At 61.4% G+C, this 21,164-nt stretch carries 21 protein-coding genes and 1 pseudogene; 8 read left to right on the plus strand and 14 right to left on the minus strand.

Annotated features, from left to right (window positions below):
* Positions 1-133: pseudogene (locus N8H71_RS20230) on the minus strand (hypothetical protein); the annotation flags it as partial.
* A gap of 348 nt (positions 134-481) precedes the next feature.
* On the opposite strand from N8H71_RS20230, the gene N8H71_RS20235 reads away from it, so the two are divergent.
* On the plus strand, positions 482-799 hold the full coding sequence (locus N8H71_RS20235; protein ID WP_262195374.1) for a hypothetical protein: 318 nt from the start codon (positions 482-484) through the stop codon (positions 797-799).
* A 276-nt stretch (positions 800-1,075) separates the two neighbouring features.
* A complete protein-coding gene (locus N8H71_RS20240) occupies positions 1,076-1,705 on the plus strand; it encodes a flavin reductase family protein (protein ID WP_262195376.1) in 630 nt (209 codons plus the stop codon).
* Between the two features lie 3 nt (positions 1,706-1,708).
* On the opposite strand, the gene N8H71_RS20245 is transcribed toward N8H71_RS20240, so the two are convergent.
* On the minus strand, positions 1,709-1,951 hold the full coding sequence (locus N8H71_RS20245) for a hypothetical protein (protein WP_007960172.1): 243 nt from the start codon (positions 1,949-1,951) through the stop codon (positions 1,709-1,711).
* 43 nt (positions 1,952-1,994) lie between these two features.
* Positions 1,995-2,348 carry a putative quinol monooxygenase gene (locus N8H71_RS20250; RefSeq protein WP_262195377.1) on the minus strand — a complete coding sequence of 118 codons (354 nt, stop codon included), beginning with the start codon at positions 2,346-2,348 and terminating at the stop codon, positions 1,995-1,997.
* A gap of 336 nt (positions 2,349-2,684) precedes the next feature.
* On the opposite strand from N8H71_RS20250, the gene N8H71_RS20255 reads away from it, so the two are divergent.
* Positions 2,685-3,626 (plus strand): AraC family transcriptional regulator, encoded by a 942-nt coding sequence (locus tag N8H71_RS20255; protein WP_262195379.1) that lies wholly within the window; start codon positions 2,685-2,687, stop codon positions 3,624-3,626.
* 151 nt (positions 3,627-3,777) lie between these two features.
* Here N8H71_RS20255 and N8H71_RS20260 read toward each other — a convergent pair whose 3' ends face one another.
* The 6 genes from N8H71_RS20260 to N8H71_RS20285 all read right to left on the minus strand — a co-directional run bounded on the left by N8H71_RS20260 (position 3,778) and on the right by N8H71_RS20285 (position 11,201).
* Entirely contained in the window at positions 3,778-4,833 is a 1,056-nt protein-coding gene (locus N8H71_RS20260; RefSeq protein WP_127799637.1) for an ABC transporter ATP-binding protein, read from the minus strand.
* Between the two features lie 15 nt (positions 4,834-4,848).
* Positions 4,849-5,697 carry an ABC transporter permease gene (locus N8H71_RS20265; RefSeq protein WP_007960165.1) on the minus strand — a complete coding sequence of 283 codons (849 nt, stop codon included), beginning with the start codon at positions 5,695-5,697 and terminating at the stop codon, positions 4,849-4,851.
* Positions 5,694-6,602 (minus strand): ABC transporter permease, encoded by a 909-nt coding sequence (locus N8H71_RS20270; protein WP_007960163.1) that lies wholly within the window; start codon positions 6,600-6,602, stop codon positions 5,694-5,696. The genes N8H71_RS20265 and N8H71_RS20270 overlap by 4 nt, the downstream gene beginning before the upstream one ends.
* A gap of 192 nt (positions 6,603-6,794) precedes the next feature.
* Positions 6,795-7,898 carry an extracellular solute-binding protein gene (locus tag N8H71_RS20275; protein ID WP_085684427.1) on the minus strand — a complete coding sequence of 368 codons (1,104 nt, stop codon included), beginning with the start codon at positions 7,896-7,898 and terminating at the stop codon, positions 6,795-6,797.
* A gap of 217 nt (positions 7,899-8,115) precedes the next feature.
* Positions 8,116-9,564 (minus strand): aldehyde dehydrogenase family protein, encoded by a 1,449-nt coding sequence (locus tag N8H71_RS20280; RefSeq protein WP_262195485.1) that lies wholly within the window; start codon positions 9,562-9,564, stop codon positions 8,116-8,118.
* Positions 9,564-11,201 (minus strand): 5-guanidino-2-oxopentanoate decarboxylase, encoded by a 1,638-nt coding sequence (locus N8H71_RS20285; RefSeq protein WP_262195488.1) that lies wholly within the window; start codon positions 11,199-11,201, stop codon positions 9,564-9,566. The genes N8H71_RS20280 and N8H71_RS20285 overlap by 1 nt, the downstream gene beginning before the upstream one ends.
* A gap of 240 nt (positions 11,202-11,441) precedes the next feature.
* Between N8H71_RS20285 and N8H71_RS20290 the strand changes: the two genes are divergently transcribed.
* A complete protein-coding gene (locus N8H71_RS20290) occupies positions 11,442-12,320 on the plus strand; it encodes a LysR substrate-binding domain-containing protein (RefSeq protein WP_007953283.1) in 879 nt (292 codons plus the stop codon).
* Positions 12,321-12,442: 122 nt separating this feature from the next.
* Here the strand turns inward: N8H71_RS20290 and N8H71_RS20295 are convergent, their stop codons facing one another.
* On the minus strand, positions 12,443-13,057 hold the full coding sequence (locus N8H71_RS20295) for an NAD(P)-dependent oxidoreductase (protein ID WP_192562219.1): 615 nt from the start codon (positions 13,055-13,057) through the stop codon (positions 12,443-12,445).
* Between the two features lie 46 nt (positions 13,058-13,103).
* The gene (locus N8H71_RS20300) at positions 13,104-13,982 is read right to left on the minus strand and encodes an MBL fold metallo-hydrolase (protein ID WP_262195381.1); all 879 of its coding nucleotides are present in this window, start codon (positions 13,980-13,982) and stop codon (positions 13,104-13,106) included.
* Positions 13,983-14,097: 115 nt separating this feature from the next.
* Here N8H71_RS20300 and N8H71_RS20305 point away from each other — a divergent pair, with 115 nt between their 5' ends.
* Together N8H71_RS20305 and N8H71_RS20310 are read left to right on the plus strand one after the other, a co-directional pair.
* Positions 14,098-15,003, plus strand: coding sequence for a LysR family transcriptional regulator (locus N8H71_RS20305; RefSeq protein ID WP_205350829.1), 906 nt, complete (start codon positions 14,098-14,100; stop codon positions 15,001-15,003).
* Between the two features lie 86 nt (positions 15,004-15,089).
* Positions 15,090-15,266: a hypothetical protein gene (locus N8H71_RS20310; RefSeq protein ID WP_007953274.1), complete on the plus strand. Its 177-nt coding sequence runs from the start codon at positions 15,090-15,092 to the stop codon at positions 15,264-15,266.
* Between the two features lie 100 nt (positions 15,267-15,366).
* Here the strand turns inward: N8H71_RS20310 and N8H71_RS20315 are convergent, their stop codons facing one another.
* A complete protein-coding gene (locus N8H71_RS20315; RefSeq protein WP_085684444.1) occupies positions 15,367-16,263 on the minus strand; it encodes a helix-turn-helix domain-containing protein in 897 nt (298 codons plus the stop codon).
* 178 nt (positions 16,264-16,441) lie between these two features.
* On the opposite strand from N8H71_RS20315, the gene pobA reads away from it, so the two are divergent.
* Positions 16,442-17,635 carry a 4-hydroxybenzoate 3-monooxygenase gene (gene pobA, locus N8H71_RS20320; RefSeq protein ID WP_262195385.1) on the plus strand — a complete coding sequence of 398 codons (1,194 nt, stop codon included), beginning with the start codon at positions 16,442-16,444 and terminating at the stop codon, positions 17,633-17,635.
* Positions 17,636-17,714: 79 nt separating this feature from the next.
* Complete coding sequence (locus N8H71_RS20325; protein WP_007953269.1) at positions 17,715-19,232, plus strand: MDR family MFS transporter; 1,518 nt, start codon at positions 17,715-17,717, stop codon at positions 19,230-19,232.
* Positions 19,233-19,265: 33 nt separating this feature from the next.
* Here N8H71_RS20325 and N8H71_RS20330 read toward each other — a convergent pair whose 3' ends face one another.
* Together N8H71_RS20330 and N8H71_RS20335 are read right to left on the minus strand one after the other, a co-directional pair.
* A complete protein-coding gene (locus N8H71_RS20330; protein WP_262195386.1) occupies positions 19,266-20,111 on the minus strand; it encodes a cache domain-containing protein in 846 nt (281 codons plus the stop codon).
* Positions 20,112-20,235: 124 nt separating this feature from the next.
* Positions 20,236-21,111 (minus strand): ATPase, encoded by an 876-nt coding sequence (locus tag N8H71_RS20335; RefSeq protein ID WP_262195388.1) that lies wholly within the window; start codon positions 21,109-21,111, stop codon positions 20,236-20,238.
* Positions 21,112-21,164: the final 53 nt, after the last annotated feature.

Genomic DNA, 21,164 nt, shown 5'->3' on the forward strand with positions numbered 1-21,164 from the left:
TCAGGATCAGCGAACTGATGGCGTAGCCGACGTTAAGGGTCATCGACAGCAAATCCCCCGCGGTTTCCCCCAGGGTCGTCGCGCAGATTTTCATGACCCAGAAGGCCAGGGTGATTTGAGGCAGTTTATTCATCGCAGGCAACGCTCCAGTGTGTGACGGCCGGTTCTTGGTTTTCTGGCCGTGGGCAGACTGGCGTTGCAGGGGTGAAAAACCGGTCGGGAATGTATGAAAAATCTGTCACACACCCCAAAAACGAAAATTAATCACCGGTTAATACCCCTGCTGCATCCTGCACCTACCTGATCGATGACCTGCGCGACGCTCGCTCCGACGACGAAAGCGATTTGAATGCGCCGCCCTTAATATCAAGTTAATCGATTGTTTTTAGCATTATTTTGCGCTTTTTAATCAATTTAGTTGGCGTAGCATGAACCCCATGCGAAACACATCGCCAACGAATTTCGAATCTGGAGAACGACCATGAAAACCAAACTGATTCTCGCCCTGACCCTGTCTGTATTGGCCGCCAACACTTTCGCCGCCGATGGTTCGGACAAAACCAAATCCGCCGACTTCATTTCCGGCGCCAGCGCTGCCATCGAAACCAGCCACACCGGTAGCTACGCTGCTGACGGCTTCGACAAGACCAACGTAGGCAAAGCCGTTGCCGCTGATGGCTTCGACAAGACTGGCACCGCTGCTGCCATTGCCGCCGACGGTTTCGACAAGACCGGTACCGCCGCTGCCATCGCTGCCGACGGCTTCGATAAAACCGGTACTGCTGCAGCCATCAGCTAAATACCCGCAGTGCCTCTACAGCCCGGCCTTGGCCGGGCTTAGTCATTTCTGGGGGATGGCAATTTCTTGGGTTCACCCCAAACCCTGTGGGAGCGAGCCTGCTCGCGAAGACGTCATTTCAGTCGACATCGTTGTGAAATGACCCGGCGCTTTCGCGAGCAGGCTCGCTCCCACAGGGGATTTTCATAGGGTGGAATATCGGTGTCTGGCTGGAAATATGAGACGGGGGCTTGCACTATTGCCCACTTGATCCCGCCCTCTTCAGGACCACCCGCCATGCCCGATGACATCCATTTCTACGAACCGGCCAACGGCCACGGCCTGCCCCACGATCCGTTCAACGCCATCGTCGGTCCGCGTCCCATCGGCTGGATTTCTTCACAGGATGCCGAGGGCCGGTTGAACCTGGCGCCCTACAGCTTTTTCAACGCGTTCAACTACGTTCCGCCGATCATCGGGTTCTCCAGCGTCGGGCGCAAAGACAGCCTGAACAACATCGAGCAGACCGGCGAGTTCGTCTGGAACCTCGCCACCCGCCCGCTGGCCGAGCAGATGAACCAGAGCTGCGCGATGGTCGGGCCCGAGGTCAACGAGTTTGAACTGGCGGGGCTGACGGCGGTGGCGTCGAAGGTAATTGCCGTGCCGCGCGTGGCCGAAAGCCCGGTGTCCTTTGAATGCAAGGTCACCCAGATCATTCAGTTGCAGCGCGCCGACGGCGAGACCGTGCCGAGCTGGCTGGTGCTTGGCGAAGTGGTCGCCGTGCATATCGCCAAGTGGCTGTTGAAGGACGGGATCTACGACACCGCCGCCGCCGAACCGATTCTGCGGGGCGGCGGGCCGGCGGATTATTTCCAGCTGGGGCCGGAGGCGTTGTTCAAGATGTGGCGCCCGGGGGCGACGAAGTAAGCGTTACCAGATCAGCTCGGCGTCGTCGGTGACGCCCTTGAGCTTGTCCAGTTCGTTGATCGCAGCTTCATCGGCGGCGATGGCGCCGGGGAAAACCTGATCGTTCAACAGTTTGTGAAAGCGCGGTGCGCCGCCGTCGACCAGGGCCTTGACGGCGATTGCCGCGTGATAACCCTTGTTGCCGCCCAACTCGACGGGGACTACAGCGGAAACCGCTTCGAAGTGTTCGAACTCTTTACGTGCCATATCGCAGGTCCTGGCTCAGTCAGATGAGCCCGACATTAAACATTCAACCGGCGAGTTTGTGTATCGGCGCGGTGCATTGCCCTACGGCCTGTGCAGCCGAAACTTCCCTGAATGTGTGGAAATCCAGGCTGTTGACCACCAGCTCCTGCACCAGCTCGGCAAAGATTTCCATCGACGGGCTGCTGAAATACGCGGTCATCGATTGCTGGTTGTTCCAGAAACCGGAGACCAGCCACAACTCCGGATCACACTGCGAGTGCTGCAAGGAAAAGCTCAGGCAACCGGCGGCGGCGCGGGACGGTTCGATCAGCGCGCTCAGGCGCATGCCGAGTTCCGCCGAACGCCCGGCGCGCGCTCGAACGAAGGCCATATGACTGACGGGAATCTGCTTGGACATGTTCAACCCTCCCAGGGAGTCGCGTGGCAGCCGGGGACGGGCTGCGACAGGATCCAAGGTTAAGTGCCGGCCGATGCTTGCCGTTAGTCGATTCCTGCCGTCGCGTTGCACAATCCTGCGAGACTGCACTCAACACCTGTAACAACCTGTAAAACCCGTTCACAGTCCTGTCATATCGGTTTCGAGCAATCATGACGCTCTGCATCCTGCTATGGCTGGTCGGCAAATCAACCCCATGCAGGATCAGGCAAGCATTTCGCAGGATGTGTCTACCGCTGCGGATTGCACAAACTTATGCTTTGTCCCACTCCACCGCCCTTGCCGAGGATGCCGCGCATGACGTCATTCGATCGTTTTCAAGTTTCGCCCGATGCCGACATGGAAGCCGACATGGAAAAGCAGCGCGCGGAACTGGCGGCCATCATTCGCCGCAACACGTCCGAAGATGGCAGTTATGCCACCGCCGTCGGCTCGCTGTTCATGTCGCGCCACACCCAGTCCCATGACTTCGCCCCGGTGCTCGCGCAACCGGCGCTGTGCATCATGGCCCAGGGGCGCAAAGAGGTACGGCTGGCGGACGAGTTCTTCAATTACGACCCGCTGAATTACCTGGTGGTGTCGGTCTCGATGCCGTTGAGCGGGCGAGTAGTGAATGTCTCGCCTCTGGAACCGATCCTCGCCGTGCGCCTGGACATTGATCCTGCGGAAATCACCGCGCTGATCGCCGATGCCGGCCCGATGGGCGTACCGACCCGGCCGACCGGACGTGGTCTGTATGTGGAAAAAATCGACAGCGCGATGCTCGATGCGGTGCTGCGTCTGGCCCGTCTGCTCGACACGCCGAAAGACATCGCCATGCTCGCGCCGCTGATCCGCCGGGAAATCCTCTATCGCCTGCTGCGCAGTCCGCAGGGCCATCGGCTGTACGAAATCGCCATCGCCAACAGCCAGAGTCACCGCATCAGCCAGGCGATCAAATGGCTCAACGGCAACTTCGAACAGCCGCTGCGCATCGATGATCTGGCGAAGGAAGTGAACCTCAGCGTCTCGACTTTGCATCACCGCTTCAAGGCGATGACGGCAATGAGTCCGTTGCAGTATCAGAAGCAGTTGCGCCTGCAGGAGGCGCGGCGTTTGATGCTGGCTGAGGGGCTGGAGGCGTCGGCGGCGGGGTATCGGGTGGGGTATGAAAGTCCGTCGCAATTCAGCCGTGAGTACAGCCGGTTGTTTGGCGCGCCGCCGTTGAGGGATCTGGCGCGGTTGCGGCTGACCGTCTGATCTGGATTATTGCGTCGCGGCTACTGTCCTCTTCGCGGGCAAGCCCGCTTCCACAGTGGCTGGTGTCGACTGCAAAACCTGTGTACGACACAGAACCTGTGGGAGCGGGCTTGCCCGCGAAGAGGTCGGCAGAGCCAGCATCAAATCTGGATCAGGCGCCGAGCACCCGACACGCCTCACTCGGCAACGTCACCGAAACAGGATGCCCGATCCCCAACCCGAAGCCCTGACACGGCGTACTCAGCGCCGTGAAGGTCACCCCGGAACACTCCACCGTAGTCTCGATCGTCGCGCCGATATCCCGCACAAACGTCACCTTGCCCAACAGACGATTGCCCGCCGCAGCTTGGGGCGCCGACAGTTGCAGGTCTTCGGGACGGATCAGCATTTTCACTTTCTGCCCGACCACGATGCTGCTGCAGATCGGCACTTGCAGCGCATCGCCGCCCGGCAGCACGACCTTGCCATCGCCCAGTGCGGTGGCCGGGAAGATATTGCCGGAGCCGATAAAATCCGCGACGAATTCGTTGGCCGGATGGCGATAGATTTCGATCGGCGTACCCACCTGCTGCACCCGATGCTCGCCCAGCACCACCACGATGTCAGCCATGGTCATGGCCTCGCGCTGGTCGTGGGTGACCATGATGGTGGTGATGTTCAAGCGTTGTTGCAGCTGACGGATTTCCACCTGCATCGACTCGCGCAACTTGGCGTCCAGCGCCGACAGCGGTTCGTCGAGCAGAAGGATTTTCGGGTGCGAGGCAATCGCCCGGGCAATCGCCACTCGCTGACGCTGGCCGCCGGAGAGTTTGGCCACCGGGCGATCAATCATCGGTTGCAGCTGGATCAGTTCCAGCAACTCCACCACCCGCGCCTGTTGATCGGCCTTGCTCACACCGCGCAGTTTCAGCGGATAGGCGATGTTCTCGCCCACAGTCATGTGCGGGAACAGCGCCAGCGACTGGAACACCATGCCGAAGTTGCGCAGGTGCGCCGGGGTGTGGCCGATGTCCTCGCCGTCCAGGCGGATTTCGCCGCCGGTGAGGGTTTCCAGCCCGGCGATCATTCGCAGCAACGTGGTCTTGCCGCAGCCCGACGGGCCGAGGAAACACACCAGTTTGCCCTCGGGCAAATGCAGGTTGACGTCTTTCACCGCGCAGGCCGAGCCGTAGTGTTTCTCGACGTTTTCCAGAATCAGACCAGACATAAAATCACCTCAAAATCAGAAGGAAACGCCGCCCTCACCGACCAGCTTCTCCAACGCCCAGATCAGGACGAAGTCGATCAGCACGATCAGCACGGCAAACGAGAACACGGTAGGGTCGAGTGATGACACGGTGCGGCTATACATCCAGATCGGCACGGTCATGACGTCGATGGTGTAGAGGAAATAGGTCACGGTGAATTCGTTGAACGAGACGATGAACGCCAGCAGCATCCCCGCCAGAATCCCCGATTTCATCAACGGCACCACCACGTCGACGATGGCGCGCAGCGGCGAGGCGCCGAGCATCTGCGCCGCTTCTTCGACTTCGCTGCCGATGGAAAGCATGGCCGCCGTGCAGTTCTTCACCACAAACGGCAGCGCCAGAATCACGTGGGCGATCACCAGCCGCGAAGTGGTCATGTGGAACGGCAGGCTGTCGAACACCAACAGCAAGGCCAGCCCCAGCACCACCATCGGGAACACCAGCGGCAACGACATCAGTTGCAGCGCCACACCCTTGCCACGGAACTCGCAACGGGTCAGCGCGTAAGCCGCCGGCACCGCGATCAGCGTGGCGAAAATCATCGTCAGGCACGACACCAGCAAACTGGTGCCCATGGCCTGGCCGAGGCTCAGCACATCACTGGCATCGGGCGAGACGAAGGTGTGCCACGCCGCCTTGTACCACTGCAGGCTGTAGCTGCTCGGCGGAAAGTCGAGGTTCGACGCGCCGCTGAACGACATCACGATCATGGTCAGGATCGGCAACACCGCCAGGAACAAAATGATCCCGGACAGGATGCCGGCGAACTTGCCGGTGTCGCCCGGCAACAGCGACTGACGCTTCTTGATCAGGGCACTCATTGCGAAGCCTCCAGCAGACGGCGACGGCGGCCGGTGATGTATTCGGACAAGGTCATGATGGCGAGCGTGGTGACGATCAGCACCACCCCGGCGGCGGATGCGGCGGGCCAGTTCATCAGTGGTGCGATCTGGTCATGCACCATCACCGCGAGCATCGGCACGCGCCGACCGCCGAGCAGCAACGGCACCACGAAGCTGCTGGCGTTGTAAGCGAACACCAGGGTCGCGCCGGTGATGATCCCCGGCAGACTCATCGGCAACACCACCTGACGGAACACTTGAAAACGACTAGCGCCAAGCGTCGCGGCAGCTTCTTCGTAGCTACGGGCGACACCGCGCATGGCGCTGGCGATCGGCAGCACTGCCAGCGGAAACGCGGTCTGCACCAGGCCCATCAACACGCCGTTCTGGTTGTACAGCAACATGATCGGGCGCTTGATCAGACCGAGGCCCATCAGGGTCTGGTTGAGCATGCCACCGGGGCCGAGGATCACCAGCCAGCCATAGCTTTGCAGCAGCAGGTTGACCAGCAACGGCAACAGCACCGCCGCCAGAAAAATCCGCCGCACGAAGGGCGAGGTCAGACGCGACATGGTGTACGCCACCGGGATCGCCAAGACCACCGCAATCACCGCGCTGATCAGCGCCAGACGCAAGGTCAGCAGCAACGATTTGAGGTAGTAGGGTTCGAGCAACTGGGCGTAACTGGCCAGGCTGAAACCGGACCACTCCGCCCCCTTGGTACCGACGCTCATGCGCAGCACCAGCAGGCTGGCGGCAATCAGCACGCCGAGAAACAGCATCGACGGCGTGAGGAAAAACCACGCCCGCGCTGTCGGCGAAACACCGCGCGCCGGACGCACGTCACCCGCGCCGACCGGTTGGGTCAGGGATTGATGTTCCATAGCAATGATCTCGTCAATGGAAAAACAACTGACAGACACTGCCTTCAAATCCACCGAGAAACCTGTGGGAGCGAGCTTGCTCGCGATAGCAATCTGTCAGTCGACACTGTCGGTGAATGTCAGTCCGCAATCGCGAGCAAGCTCGCTCCCACAGGTACTTCGGTGTTTGAAGAACCTGCGTCCATCACTCGATCAGGAAGAAAAGATTTCCGTGTAGCGACGAATCCACTGGTCATGCACAGTCGCCAGGAAGGCGTTGTCGTGCATGATCGCCTTCTCCGCGATCTGCTCTGGGGTGAGGATGAACGGGCTCTTGCGCGCTTCGGCGGAGATGATCGCCTTGGCGTTGACCGGGCCGTTGAAGATGTCTTCGGCCATCTTGCCCTGCACCAGCGGGTCGAGGGAGTGGTCGATGAAGGCGTAGGCCAGGTCGGTGTCGCCCGGACGGTTCTTCGGCATCACCGAGAGCATCAGGTCGGTATAGAAACCTTCCTTCATGCCGAACGTGGCGCCGAGGCCGTAGTTCGGGTCGCGGATCTGCTTGGGGAAAAACGCCGGGGCGTAGAGGCCGCCCATGTCCAGGGAACCGGTGCGGAACAGCTCGGCAATCTGGTTGGGGTTTTCGCCCAGGGTCACCACACGCTCCTTGAGCTCGGCGAGTTTCTTGAAGCCCGGCTCGATGTTGTGCTCGTCACCACCGGCCAGTTTGGCGGCGATGATGATCAGGTCCATCGCCTCGGTCCAGTTCGGCGGTGGCAGGAAAATGTTCGGCGCCAGATCGGCGTCCCACAGCGCGGCGTAACTGTCCGGCGCGGTGGTCTGGGTGCGGGTGCTGTAGACCAGACTGTTGCACCACAGCAAGTAACCGATGCCATGGCCGTTGGCCCCGGTACGGTATTTTTCCGGGACGTCGACCAGGTTGGGAATGCGGTTGAGATCGGGTTTTTCCAGCAGTCCGGCAGCCGCCAGACCTTCAGCTCCAACACCGGCCAGAGTGATGATGTCGTATTGCGGACGGTCACCGCCGGCCTTGAGTTTGGCGACCATTTCCGAGGTGCTGCCGGTGCGGTCGGCAATCACTTTGGCGCCGGTCTTGGCTTCGAACGTTGCAGCGATGTTGCGCAGTGCAGCCAGGCCCGTGTCATCGGACCAGGTCAACAGGCGCAGGGTCTTGCCGGCAAAGCGGGTGTCACTGGCACTGGCCCGGATGAAGGGCATGCTCATGGCCGCCGCAGCCACCGAGGCCACGCCGACGGTTTTGATGAATTGACGCCTGTTCAGATCGTGCTCGCCCATTTAGGACTCCCATTATTCTTGTAAGTATGAGATTGATCGCAACCCTTGCATCTGCCTGACCAAAACTGCTCCAGCGCCCGGTTTCAAAGGGCTTGAGCGTGGTCTGCGGGTTCATCCTGAGGTCGTGCAAAACACCTGACTATCGATAAAAACTCATTGAAGCCATGACGCCGGCGCATGCCTCGTTGCGAGGCATGCGCTGACCTTTTTCGGGCATTCAGACCGCGCGGATCACGTGCTTGATTTCCTGAAATGCCGCCAGGCCCCACGGCCCCAACTCGCGGCCGATGCTGCTCTGTTTGTAGCCGCCCCACGCCGTCTGCGGAAAGATCACCTGCGGCGCGTTGAGCCACACCAGCCCCGCCTGCAAGGCGTTGGCGACCCGATCCGCGGTCTCGGCATTGCGCGTGACGACGCTGGCGACCAGACCGAGCTGACTGTCGTTGGCCAGGGCAATCGCCTCGGCTTCCGAAGCGAAACTGCGCACGCAGATCACCGGGCCGAAGATCTCTTCGCACCACAGCGCACTGTCGAGGGGCACTTCGGTGAAAATCGTCGGCTGCAAGAAATAACCGCGCGGCAGATCCGCCGGGCGATTGCCGCCACAGATCAGCTTGGCACCGGCGCTCAGACCACGGTCGATATGACCGAGCACACGCTGGTACTGCGCCTGATTGACCAATGCGCCCATCTCGACTTCAGGATCGAACGGATCGGCGACACGGATTTTTTCCGCGCGGGCCTTCAGACGAATCAGGAATTCATCGGCCAGTTCATCGGCGACCAGCACCCGGCTGGTGGCCGAGCACATCTGCCCGGCGTTGAAGAAACCGCCACCGCAGGCCAGCTCCACCGCCAGATCCAGGTCGGCATCTTCCAGAATCAGCAGCGAGGATTTGCCGCCCAGTTCCAGACTCACGCCCTTCACGGTTTCAGCGGCGCGCCGCATCACTTGCACACCGACGGCGTTGCTGCCGGTGAAGGAAACCTTGGCAATACGCGGGTCCGCCGACAGCGGCGCACCAACCGCCAGACCGGTGCCGCACACCAGGTTGAACACGCCTTTGGGCAGACCGGATTCGGCGATGATTGCTGCCAGTTCCAGCTCCGGAAGCGGCGTGACTTCCGACGGTTTGAGCACCACGCAGCAACCGGCGGCCAGGGCTGGCGCGAGCTTCCACGCGGTGGTGACCATCGGGAAATTCCACGGCACGATCAAACCGACCACACCGCACGGCTCGCGGCGCAGACGTGCGCTGAAATCGTCGCTCGGCAGCGGCACGTCGCTGTCGAGTCTGGCGTCGAGGCCTTCGGCGAGTTCGGCGTAGTACTCGAACGTGGCGATCACGTCGTCGACATCGATGCCCGCTTCGAACTGCGGTTTGCCGTTGTTGCTCGACTGCAAGTTCATCAGGTGTTCGCGGCCGTTGCGCACGCCATTGGCGATGTTGCGCAGGATCGCAGCGCGTTCGGCGCCGGTGGTTTTCGACCAGCCCTTGAAGGCTTCGGTCGCCGCCGCTACCGCTTGGTTGACGGCGCTTTCGTCACCGCCATTGACCGTGGTCAGCAGCGCTTCGGTGGCCGGGTTGATGACGCGCAGGTGTTCGCGGCCGGCGGACCATTGGCCGTTGATATACAGGCCGTCGAGTGTGGTCGGGAAATTCATCATTTGGCCACCGCCTTCATCCATTGGGTCTGGTCGATTTCGATCAGGGTCGGGCCCTGACGATCGGTGGCGGCGCGCAGTGCTCCGCGCAGGTGTTCGGCCGAGCTGATCGCTTCCGCCGCGCAACCCAACGCCTTGGCCACACCGATAAAGTCCGGGGTGTAGATGTCCACGCCCACCGGCTCGATGGCGCGGTTGACCATGTATTTCTTGATCTCTTCGTAACCCTGGTTATTCCACAACAGGATGATCACCGGGGTGCGCGCTTCGACGGCGCTGGCCAGTTCCGGCAGGGTGAATTGCAGACCGCCGTCGCCGATCAGGCACACCACCGGCGGACGAGCGCCGTGTTCGAGGTTACCGCCGAGCCACGCGCCAATCGCTGCCGGCAAGGCGTAACCGAGGGTGCCGTAACCAGTGGACGAGTTGAACCAGCGGCGCGGGCGCTCCGGGTTGAACGTGAGGTTGCCGGTGTACACCGGTTGCGTGGAGTCACCGACGAACACTGCGTTCGGCAACTCGTGCAGCACGGTTTCGAGGAAGCGGGTCTGGGCCAGCGTCGGGGCATCCCAGGTCGCGGCCAGGTCTTCACGCAGACGCGCGGCGCGTACCTGGCCCCAATCGTTGCGGCGCTCGGCCAGTGGCTTGTGCGACAGCGCACTGAGCAGCGCTTGTGCGGCGTTGCGCGAGTCGGCCACCAACGCCACGTGAGGCGGATAGTTGCGCACGGTCTGGTCGGGATCGATGTCCACGCGCAGCAGCTTGCCGGGGATTTCGAAACCACCGGCGAAGGTGACGTCGTAGTCGGTTTCCGCCAGTTCGGTGCCGATCGCCAGCACCACGTCGGCATCGGCTACCAAAGCGCGGGTCGCCACCAGACTCTGGGTAGAACCGATCAACAGCGGATGGCTCGACGGCAGCATGCCTTTGGCGTTGATGGTCAGGGCCACTGGCGCGTCGAGCAGTTCGGCCAGTTCGGTGAGTTCGGCAGCCGCATCGATGGCACCGCCACCGGCGAGGATCAGCGGACGCTGGGCGCCGGCCAGCAGTTCGGTCATACGGCTCACGGCGGCCGGCGCAGCACCGGCACGGTCGATGTTGACCGGCACGCTGGTCAGCAGTTCGTCGGCTTCTTCGACCAGCACGTCCAGCGGAATTTCGATGTGTACCGGACGCGGACGCCCGGCCTGGAACAGCGCGAATGCACGGGCCAATACGCCCGGCAATTCGGACGCCGACATCAGCGTGTGGGAGAACGCCGCTACGCCGCCGACCAGTGCGCTCTGGTTCGGCAGTTCATGCAGCTTGCCGCGACCGCCGCCCAATTGGCTGCGCGACTGCACGCTGGAGATCACCAGCATCGGGATCGAATCGGCGTAAGCCTGACCCATGGCGGTGGTGATGTTGGTCATGCCCGGGCCGGTAATGATGAAGCACACACCCGGTTTGCCGCTGGTGCGGGCGTAGCCGTCGGCCATGAAGCCGGCGCCCTGTTCATGGCGCGGGGTGACGTGGTTGATGCTCGAACGGGCCAGCCCGCGATACAGCTCCACGGTATGCACCCCGGGAATGCCGAACACCTGCTCGACCCCATAATCTTCGAGTAACTTGACCAGTACTTCGCCACACGTCGCCATGTCTTTGCCCTTCTTGTTCAATTGAGACATCGGGGCCTTGTGGGAGCGAGCTTGCTTGCGAAAGCGGTGGATCAGTTACATCCATGCCGGATGTGCCGACGCATTCGTCGGAACGCCGCCCGGGGCAAGCCCGCTCCCACAGGGATCCGGGAATGGCCTCATTGAAACGGGCGACCCGTAGCCGCAACAATCGATAAAAGCTCATACTAGCCATGTCCTCACGTCATACCTTGGATCCACATGAAACGACTGCCTCCCCTGCCCGCCCTGCACACGTTTCTAATCACCGCGCAGTGCTGCAACTTCACCCGGGCCGCCGAGCAGTTGCACATCACCCAAGGTGCGGTGAGCCGGCAGATCGCCGGGCTGGAGGAACATCTGGGTTATGAGCTGTTCATTCGCCTGGCCCGGGGCCTGGAGCTGACGGCCGAAGGTCGCGAATGGCTGCCACGGGTGCAGCAGGTGTTCAGCCTGATCGGCGACTCGATGGAGCAGATCGGTGCCAAACGCGAAACCCTGCAACTCAAGGCGCCGAGCTGCGTGATGCGCTGGCTGTTGCCGCGCCTGCTGCAATGGCAGCGCGAGCGCCCGGACGTGCCGGTGAAGCTCACGGCGTCGTTGCAACACGGAGTGGACTTTCATCGCGAGCAGTTCGACGCGGCGGTGATCTACGGCACCGCGCCCCACGACTCACCCGCGACCCTGCATCTGTTCGATGAACAACTGACGCCCGTCTGTTCGCCGACGCTGCTCAACGGTGGGCCGGCGCTGCACACACCGGCAGATCTGCAACAGCATCTGCTGCTGCATCCGACTCACACGGATGACGACTGGACGCTCTGGCTCGAAGCCGCCGAACTGCACTTGAGCAATATCGCCAGCGGTCAGCACTTCGAGACGCTGGATCAGGCGATGTCGATGGCGTCCCACGGGACCGGAGTGGCGATCGGCGACTGGTCACTGATCGGCGACGACTTGAACGCCGGGCGACTGGTGATGCCGTTCGATCTGAAGGTGAAGACGGGGCTGGGCTATTACATTGTGGCGCCGGCGTCGGAGCCTTCGGCGAAATTGCAGGAGTTGATGGGGTGGCTGGTGGAGCAGGCTCATACGCGGTGAAAACCCCGATATCCTGTGGGAGCGAGCTTGCTCGCGAATACGGTGTGTCATTCAACGTTGATGTCGACTGACACGCCCTCTTCGCGAGCAAGCTCGCTCCCACATTGGATCGGTGTTGAGACTCAGTAACCGACCGTAAACCGCTGACGCGAATGCTTCGGCGTTTCCACTTCGTCGATCAGCGCAATCGCGTAGTCGGCAAAGGTGATCGAGCTCTGGCCTTCGGCACTCACCAGCAAGTCATCCTTGCCAACCCGGAACTTGCCAGTGCGCTCGCCTTCGACAAACAGCGCCGACGGCGACAGGAACGTCCAGTCCAGTTCCTTTTCCTGACGCAGGGCATCAAGGAACGCCGCACCGGCGCTGGCCTCAGCCTTGTACTCGGCCGGGAACCCGGCGCTGTCGATCACGCGAGTGCCGTCCGGCAGCAACAGCGAACCGGCACCGCCGACCACCAGCAGACGTTTCACCCCGGCCTGTTTCACCGGACCGATCAGCGCGCTGGCCGGCACCGTAGCGAAATGCGCGGCACTGATCACCACATCGTGACCGGCGACGGCGTCCTGCAACGCAGCGGCATCCAGCACGTCGACATTCTTGCTGACCACACCGGCGCGGGCGCCGATCTTCGAGGTATCCCGGGCGATGGCTGTGACGCTATGGCCGCGACGTAGGGCTTCTTCCAGCAATTGGCTGCCGGCACGGCCGGTGGCACCAATGATTGCGATCTTGCTCATGACATTCTCCAGTTGGCTTGAGAGTGCTGCGTTTTTCAGAATCGGGTTACCACTGCATTTCGCCCTTGGCGACTTTGGCGCTCAGCTCCAGCGAGCTCTCTTCGCCCAGTGTCGGGTAGCGTTTTTTCATCGCGGCGATCAGTGCCGCAGAGTCCTTGGCCTTGGCGGTTTCTTCGTCGAAGGCCTTGATGTAGTCGGCGGTGAATTTCACGGCCGCCAGCGAACGGGCGCTGTCACCCAGGTAGTGACCCGGCACCACGGTTTTCGGTTTCAGGGTTTCGATCGAGTGCAGGGTTTCCAGCCAGTCGGTGTGGGATTGCGCGGTCTGGGTGTCGGCCATCCACACGTGGATGTTCTCGGCGACAACCACACCGCCGACCACGGCTTTCAGCGACGGGATCCACACGAAGCTGCGATCCGGCTGCTTGCCTTCCAGGCCAACCACCTGCAACTTCTGCCCTTCGAGCATCAGGCTGTCACCCTTGAGCACGCCCGGCACGATGGTTTTGGCCGGCACGTCGGCGCCCATTTTCGGGCCCCAGAAAGCGAGTTTGCCGTCGACGGTTTGCTTGATGTGATCAACGGTCGGTTGTGAGGCCAGCACCTTGGCATTCGGGAACGCTTTGGTCAGGGTGTCGAGACCGAAGTAATAATCCGGGTCACCGTGGCTGATGTAGATGGTGGTCAGTTGCTTGCCGCTGGCGCGGATCTTTTCCACCACTTGCTCGGCCTGGGATTTGCCGAACTGGGCGTCCACCAGAATCGCGTCCTTCTCGCCGCTGACCAGCACCGAAGTCACCGGGAAGATCGCATGGGTGCCCGGGTTGTAGACGTCGAGAGTCAGGTTCGCAGCCGCTGCGTGGGCAGCAAAGCCGAGGGTGGCGGTGGCCAGTAAAACGCGCTTGAAGGTGGTGAAGCCGATCATGGGTTGCTCCGCTGTTCGAATGCCGTGCTTGGCGATGGGGACAGAGCTTAGTTGCCAGACTCGTTACAAAAAATGCGATGCTTGAACATAGTTTGTTTCTGAAAGCGGGCAAATCATGGATCGTCTCCAAGCAATGCGGGTGTTTGTCACGGTGGTGGATCTGGGTAGCCAGTCGGCGGCGGCCGATCACCTGGACCTGTCGCGGCCGGTGGTGTCGCGCTATCTGGCGGAACTGGAGGACTGGGTCGGCGCGCGCCTGATGCACCGCACCACGCGCAAGTTGAGCCTGACCGCCGCCGGCAACGAGATCCTGCCGCGCTGCCGGCAGATGCTGGAGCTGTCCGGTGACATGCAGGCCGCCGTCAGCGAACCCGCCGATGCGCCGCGGGGTTTGCTGCGGATCAGCGTCAGCACCTCGTTCGGCCAGGCGCAACTGGCCGATGCCATGGCGGCGTTCGTCAAAGCGTATCCGGGGGTGAACATCGACCTGCAAATGCTCGATCGCACCGTGAACCTGGTGGACGAGCGCATCGACCTGGCGATCCGCACCAGCAATGACCTTGATCCGAATCTGATCGCCCGGCGCCTGACGGTCTGCCGTTCGGTGGTCTGCGCCGCACCCGCCTATCTGCAGGAGCATCCGCAGCCGCAGCGGGTCGAGGATCTGAGCCGGCACAACTGCCTGACCCATTCCTATTTCGGCAAGAGCCTGTGGCATTTCGAGGAGGATGGCGAACCGGTCTCGGTGCCGGTGCAGGGCAACATCAGCGCCAACGAAGCCAGCACCCTGCTGCGCGCGACCCTGGCTGGCGCCGGGGTGGCGATGCTGCCGACCTATCAGGCCGGGGTGCATGTACACAGCGGCGAACTGGTTCGCCTGCTGCCCCACGCCGAGCCGCGGCAGATGAACATCTACGCCGTGTATGCCTCGCGCAAGCACATGCCGGCGGCGCTGCGCTGCATGCTGGATTTTCTGGTGCAGCGTTTTCCCGAAAACCCGCAGTGGGATATCGGGCTGTAATCCCGTTCGCAGAGCTGCTGGCAACTCCACGGCGCTGACCTATGCTGAAAACAGTACCCAAGGGTATTCGTTCAGAGGTCAACGCCATGAACACCAGAACAAGAAGATACCTCGCGATTTTCATCACCTGCGCGGCCACGCTGGCGCTGTACGGCACCGCGGCATGGCGCGTGGAGCAGTTGCGGCAACTGCCCCGTGAGTACGCGAGCTGCAACTTCGAGCGCTGCATCCCTCACAACGCCACCCTCAACGCCCTGCGCTGATACAGGACGTCAGTGGGAGTGAGCTTGCTCACGAACGCGGCGTGTCAGGTGGCAAAGTTGCCAGCTGATACACCGTCTTCGCGAGCAAGCTCGCTCCCACCTATTCACTCTCTTGTTGCTCGGATTTGAGTCGGTCGCGGAACGCCTTTGGCGAGATCCCCACCCGGCGCCGGAACAGGCGCGTGAAGTTGGTCGGATCGGAAAACCCCAACACTTCGGACATCTCGTAAATGGTCATGCTGGTGTAAGTCAGCAGACGCTTGGCTTCCAGCAACTGACGCTCATGCATGATCTGCAACGCCGGTTGCCCCGCCAGTTCTCGGCAGGTGCCGTTGAGGTGCGAGACGGAAATCCCCAGCCGATGGGCCAGGTCCTCGACCTTGACGTGCTGTCTGTACGTTTCCTCTACCAGTTGAATAAAGCCATTGAGGTATTCGCGCTGACGCTGCGGGCGTTGCGTGGCGTTGTGACGGTGGATCGCCTGGCGGCTGACCCAGACCATGATCACGCTGACCAGCGAATGCATGAGCATTTCCCGCGCCGGTTGATGGCCGTTGTACTCGGCCTGCAACGCAGCAAACAGACTGTTGAGGTAGTCCGCGTCCTTGCCCGCCGGATAACTTTCGGCCTGGGCCAGGGCCTGCACCGCGCTGCCCAGTTGCGCCTGCAAATGGTTGATCAACGGTGTGGCGAGGGTGACGACGAATCCTTCGACGTCCTCGGAAAAACGGAATCCATGCACCGATAACGGCGGCAGGATCTGGATCGCGGCTTCGTTCAGTTGCGTGCGTTGACCTTCGATTTCAAGCTCTGCCTGACCTTTGAATACGAAGAGCAACTGGCACAAATCGGCGTGGCGGTGGGGTTTGATTTCCCATTGGTGTTCGCGGCTGCGTTTGGAAATGGTTTCACAGTGCAGCAAGTCAGGGGTCGGCCAGTCCAGGCTTTCACCGTAGAGCTTGAACACCGGAATCGAAGGCAGGTCAGGCTTGTTCATCACTTCAATCCAGGCCTCGAGGTTTGCGGGCGATAATCGCACCGATTGGCAGAATGTACAGGTATCGGCTCAGTTTTCACCTTCAATTGACAGACCCGCAAGGGAAAAATGCAAGCACTCGAATCCTGAAAATCATTCACCGGCCGTTGTCGCGTGAAGCTTGCGAGTCATAAAAACAATGAAAACGCTGAAAACCCAAGTCGTCATCATCGGCGCCGGTCCGTCCGGATTATTGCTCGGCCAACTGCTGCACAACGCCGGCATCGACACCCTGATTCTGGAGCGACAGACACCTGACTATGTGCTCGGCCGAATTCGCGCCGGCGTCCTTGAACAAGGCATGGTAGAGCTGTTACGCGAGGCTGGCGTGGGTCAGCGGATGGACGCTGAAGGTCTGGTGCACGGTGGTTTCGAACTGGCCCTCGACGGGCGCCGGATCCACATCGACCTGCAAGCCCTGACCGGTGGAAAAACCGTGATGGTCTACGGCCAGACCGAGGTCACTCGCGACCTGATGGCCGCTCGTCGGGAGACCGGCGGACAGACAATCTATGAAGCCAGCCATGTCGTTCCCTGTGGCATGAAAAGCGACGAAGCCTATGTCACCTTCGAAAAGGACGGCGAAACCTGGCGCGTCGATTGCGATTACATCGCAGGTTGCGACGGTTTCCACGGCGTGGCCCGGCAGTCGATTCCCGAGGATTGCCTGAAAGTCTTCGAACGGGTTTATCCGTTTGGCTGGCTGGGGATTCTCGCCGACACGCCACCGATTCACGATGAACTGGTCTACGCCCGCCACGAGCGCGGCTTCGCCCTGTGCAGCATGCGGTCGGCGACTCGCACCCGCTATTACCTGCAAGTGCCCGCTGAGGAAAACGTCGACGACTGGTCGGATCAGCGTTTCTGGGATGAGCTGCGCAATCGTCTGCCGGAGGATCTGGCGCAGAAACTCGTGACCGGTCCGTCGATTGAAAAGAGCATCGCGCCGCTGCGCAGTTTTGTGGTCGAACCGATGCAATACGGGCGGATGTTTCTGGTCGGCGATGCGGCTCACATCGTTCCGCCAACCGGCGCCAAGGGTCTGAATCTGGCAGCCAGCGATGTCAGCACGCTGTTCAGGATTCTGCTGAAGGTCTATCGCGAAGGTCGCACTGACTTGCTGGAGAAATATTCGGAGATCTGCCTGCGCCGGGTGTGGAAAGCCGAACGGTTTTCCTGGTGGATGACTTCGATGCTGCACCGCTTCGACGAGCATGATGATTTCAGCCAGCGGATCTGTGCTTCGGAACTGGACTACTTTGTCAGTTCAGAGGCGGGTCAAAAAACCATTGCAGAAAATTACGTCGGGCTTCCTTATGAGGCTATCGAATAGCCTGCTACCGACTTACACTGGCGAGCATCCCCGCTCGCCTGGCGATCTGCGGGACACTCACTGCCCGCAGGTTTTGCCCGTGACCAATCTCAACCATCCCGAAACGCCCAAACCGGCCATTCGCAGCGTGCTGGTCGCGCTGATGATGGCGATCTTTCTCGGTGCGCTGGACCAGACCATCGTCGCCGTTTCCATGCCGGCCATCTCCGCCCAGTTCAAGGACGTCAGCCTGCTGGCCTGGGTGATTTCCGGCTACATGGTGGCGATGACCGTGGCGGTGCCGATCTACGGCAAGCTCGGCGACCTGTACGGACGACGCAAACTGATGCTGTTCGGCATGGGCCTGTTCACCCTCGCCTCGCTGTTCTGCGGCATGGCCCAGAGCATGGAGCAACTGGTACTGGCGCGGATTTTCCAGGGCATCGGTGCCGGCGGGATGATTTCGGTAAGTCAGGCGATCATCGGCGACATCGTCCCGCCTCGCGAACGCGGGCGCTACCAGGGCTATTTCTCCAGCATGTACGCGGTGGCCAGCGTTGCCGGCCCGGTGCTCGGCGGCTACATGACCGAGTACCTGTCATGGCGCTGGGTGTTCCTGATCAACTTGCCGCTGGGCCTTGGCGCTTATTGGGTGGCGCGACGCAACCTGATCGGCCTGCCGATTCCCCAGCGCAAACCGGTCATCGATTATCTCGGCACGCTGCTGATGATCATCGGCCTGACGGCGCTGTTGCTGGCGATCACTCAGGTCGGCCAGGGCCATGCGTGGCGCAGCAGCGAAGTGCTCGGTCTGTTCGCTTGCTCGGTGGCGGTGTTGGCGGTGTTCGTCTGGCACGAACGACGCGCCCGGGAGCCGTTGCTGCCGATGCACCTGTTCACCAACCGCAGTGCGCTGCTGTGCTGGTGCACGATTTTCTTTTGCAGCTTCCAGGCGATTTCCCTGATCGTGCTGATGCCGCTGCGCTTTCAGAGCGTGACCGGCGCGGGGGCCGACAGCGCGGCATTGCACCTGCTGCCGCTGGCGATGGGTTTGCCGATCGGCGCGTATTTCGCCGGACGTCGCACCTCGATCACCGGTCGCTATAAACCACAGATTCTCACCGGCGCGCTGCTGATGCCTATCTCGATCCTCGGCATGGCCTTCAGCCCGCCCGATGCGACGCTGCTCAGCAGCCTGTTCATGTTGCTCAGCGGGATCGCCGGCGGCATGCAGTTCCCGACCTCGCTGGTCGGTACGCAGAACTCGGTGGAGCAAAAGGACATCGGCGTCGCCACCAGCACCACCAACCTGTTCCGCTCACTGGGCGGTGCGGTGGGGGTGGCGTTGATGTCGGCGCTGTTGCTGGCGTTGTTGCAGGATTCCAGTTTCGCCCACCTGGCCGGTAGCTCGCTGATGAGCGAAGGGCATTCCGGCAACGTGCTGCTCGACGGTCTGAACGCGGCGCCCGGCGATGCGCAGAATGCCTTGCGTGCCGAATTGCTGGTGACGTTCCGGCATTTGCTGATGGTCAGCGCGGCGGTGTCGCTGCTCGGGCTGGCGGCGGCGATTGCGATGCCGAACCGCCTGTTGCGCGGGCGTGAACACGGCGCCCGCTGACTAACGAACACCGCTCCCACAAGGAAAGTGCATTCAAGCACTGTAATAACCGACCGCCACCAGCATGTTCCCGACCTTCTTCAGATAGGCATGCTTGTCCTCGACCTTGCCGGTCACCGGGTTTTTCCAGCGGTACTCGTACTCGCCCTCATCCTGTTTGCCGATCAGCGCCAGAATCGGTTCGCCCACCGGTTTGCCTTCCGGGTCATCGACCTTGGCGAAATCGGTGTTGATCAGGCGCAGGTTGGTGCCGTGGGCGACGTAGCGCTTGTTGTCGAGATTGACCACGAACACATACAGGTCGTCCTGCAGGTAACCGCCCTTGAGCGAGTTGATCGCGGACAGCGTGCCCTTCTCGTCCTTGGTCAAATCGATGGCCGCTTTGTCGAGCAACGCTTTCGCCTGCTCCGCCGACGCACGCGGCAGGTAATAACCCACCGCGAGAATCCGCTGACCGATGCGTTGATAGTAAACGTGCTTGCGCTCGACCTTGCCGTCGGACCAGTTCTGCCAGCGGTATTCGGCCTGCTGGATGCCATTGCCTTCCGGCACTTTCAAGGCGTCCTTGAAGGACTTCTGCAAGTCCGGCCCGAGGACTTCGCTGACGTCGCGACCGATCAATGCCGACGACGGCCCGCCGCTGGCGAGCATCACGCCCTTGGTATCGACCACGAACACGTAGCGATCCTTGTCGACGAATTCGCCCTGGCGGCTGAATGCCGCGAACGCCTTGTCGCCGTTGTCGTGATAGTAGGCCAGCGCCTTTTCCAGCAAGGCGATGGCAGCCTTGCTGTCGTCCTTTTCCGTGGCCGCATTGGCCTGTCCGAAACTCAACAACAGCACCGCGCCGAGCCAGGCCAGCTTTTGCACAAACCCCATGACGCATCCCTCGTTCTTGTTGGTGTTTCAAGAGCGTAGACGGCCTGAAGGCATGTATGGATATTCAGAAAGCTTCTGAATGTTGCTGTGGCGAGGGCGTTCGCGCCCTCACCACACAAGAAGCTTACGGACGGGCGTTGAGTTGCTGTTGCAGGTTCTGGATCTGCGCTTGCAGGGTGTTGATGTTGCGGGTCATCTGCCCACGGAACGCATCGAACTCGGCAGTGTTGGTGCCGCCCTGCGCGCCGGCCGGACGGTTGTCCTGCTCGCTCTTGAGGATGACGATTTCCTGCTCCAGACGATCGATCGCAGCGTTCGACCCGCCTTGTTTTTTCAGGGCCGTGATGTCGGCACCGAGGCTCTTGAACTGTGCATCGAAACCCTTCACCTGTGCATCGAAGCTCTTGAGCTGGGCGTCGACTTTGCTGGTGTCGGCCGGTGTGCTTTTCAGCGTGGCCAGTTCGGCGCTCAGGGCTTTGACCTGGGCCTGCAACTGGGTGTTGGCGTTCTGTTGTTCAGTGGTCTGGGCGGTCATCTGCGCCAGGCGCTTGTCCAGATCTGTCGCCTGCCCGGCCACGCCCTGCTGCTGTTTGCTCTGATCCTGAAGCGCGCTTTGCAGCTGTTTGATTTGCAGTTTCAGGGCTTCGCTGTCGGTGGTGACGTTGGTCTGGCTGGCCACAACCTTGCCGGAAATATCCTGCAGGCGCCCCGCCGCTTCCTCACTGATGCGCGCGAAACTTTCCTGGGTCGCCACCAGTTGCTGCTCCATCAGCGAAATCTGCTGGAAGCTCCACCAGGCAAGACCGATGAAGGCGAAAAACAACGCGCCGACCAGTGCCCACAACGGCCCGGTGCTGGCGGCCTTGACCTTGACCACCGGCGGCGTGCGCGAATGCGCGGAGGTGCGGGCGGTGGCCGGAAAATCGTCGTCATCGAGGGTGTCGGCGCGCAGGCTCGGTACATCGTCGAAATCGTCGTGGGCATCGTTACGCATGGACATTGAGGCAACCTTTGTGAAACGCGGTGATGGCAGATTGGGGCGAAGTATAAACC

Origin of the sequence: Pseudomonas koreensis, from assembly GCF_025447595.1 — a bacterium.
In the GTDB taxonomy this organism is placed as follows: Bacteria; Pseudomonadota; Gammaproteobacteria; order Pseudomonadales; family Pseudomonadaceae; genus Aquipseudomonas; species Aquipseudomonas koreensis_H.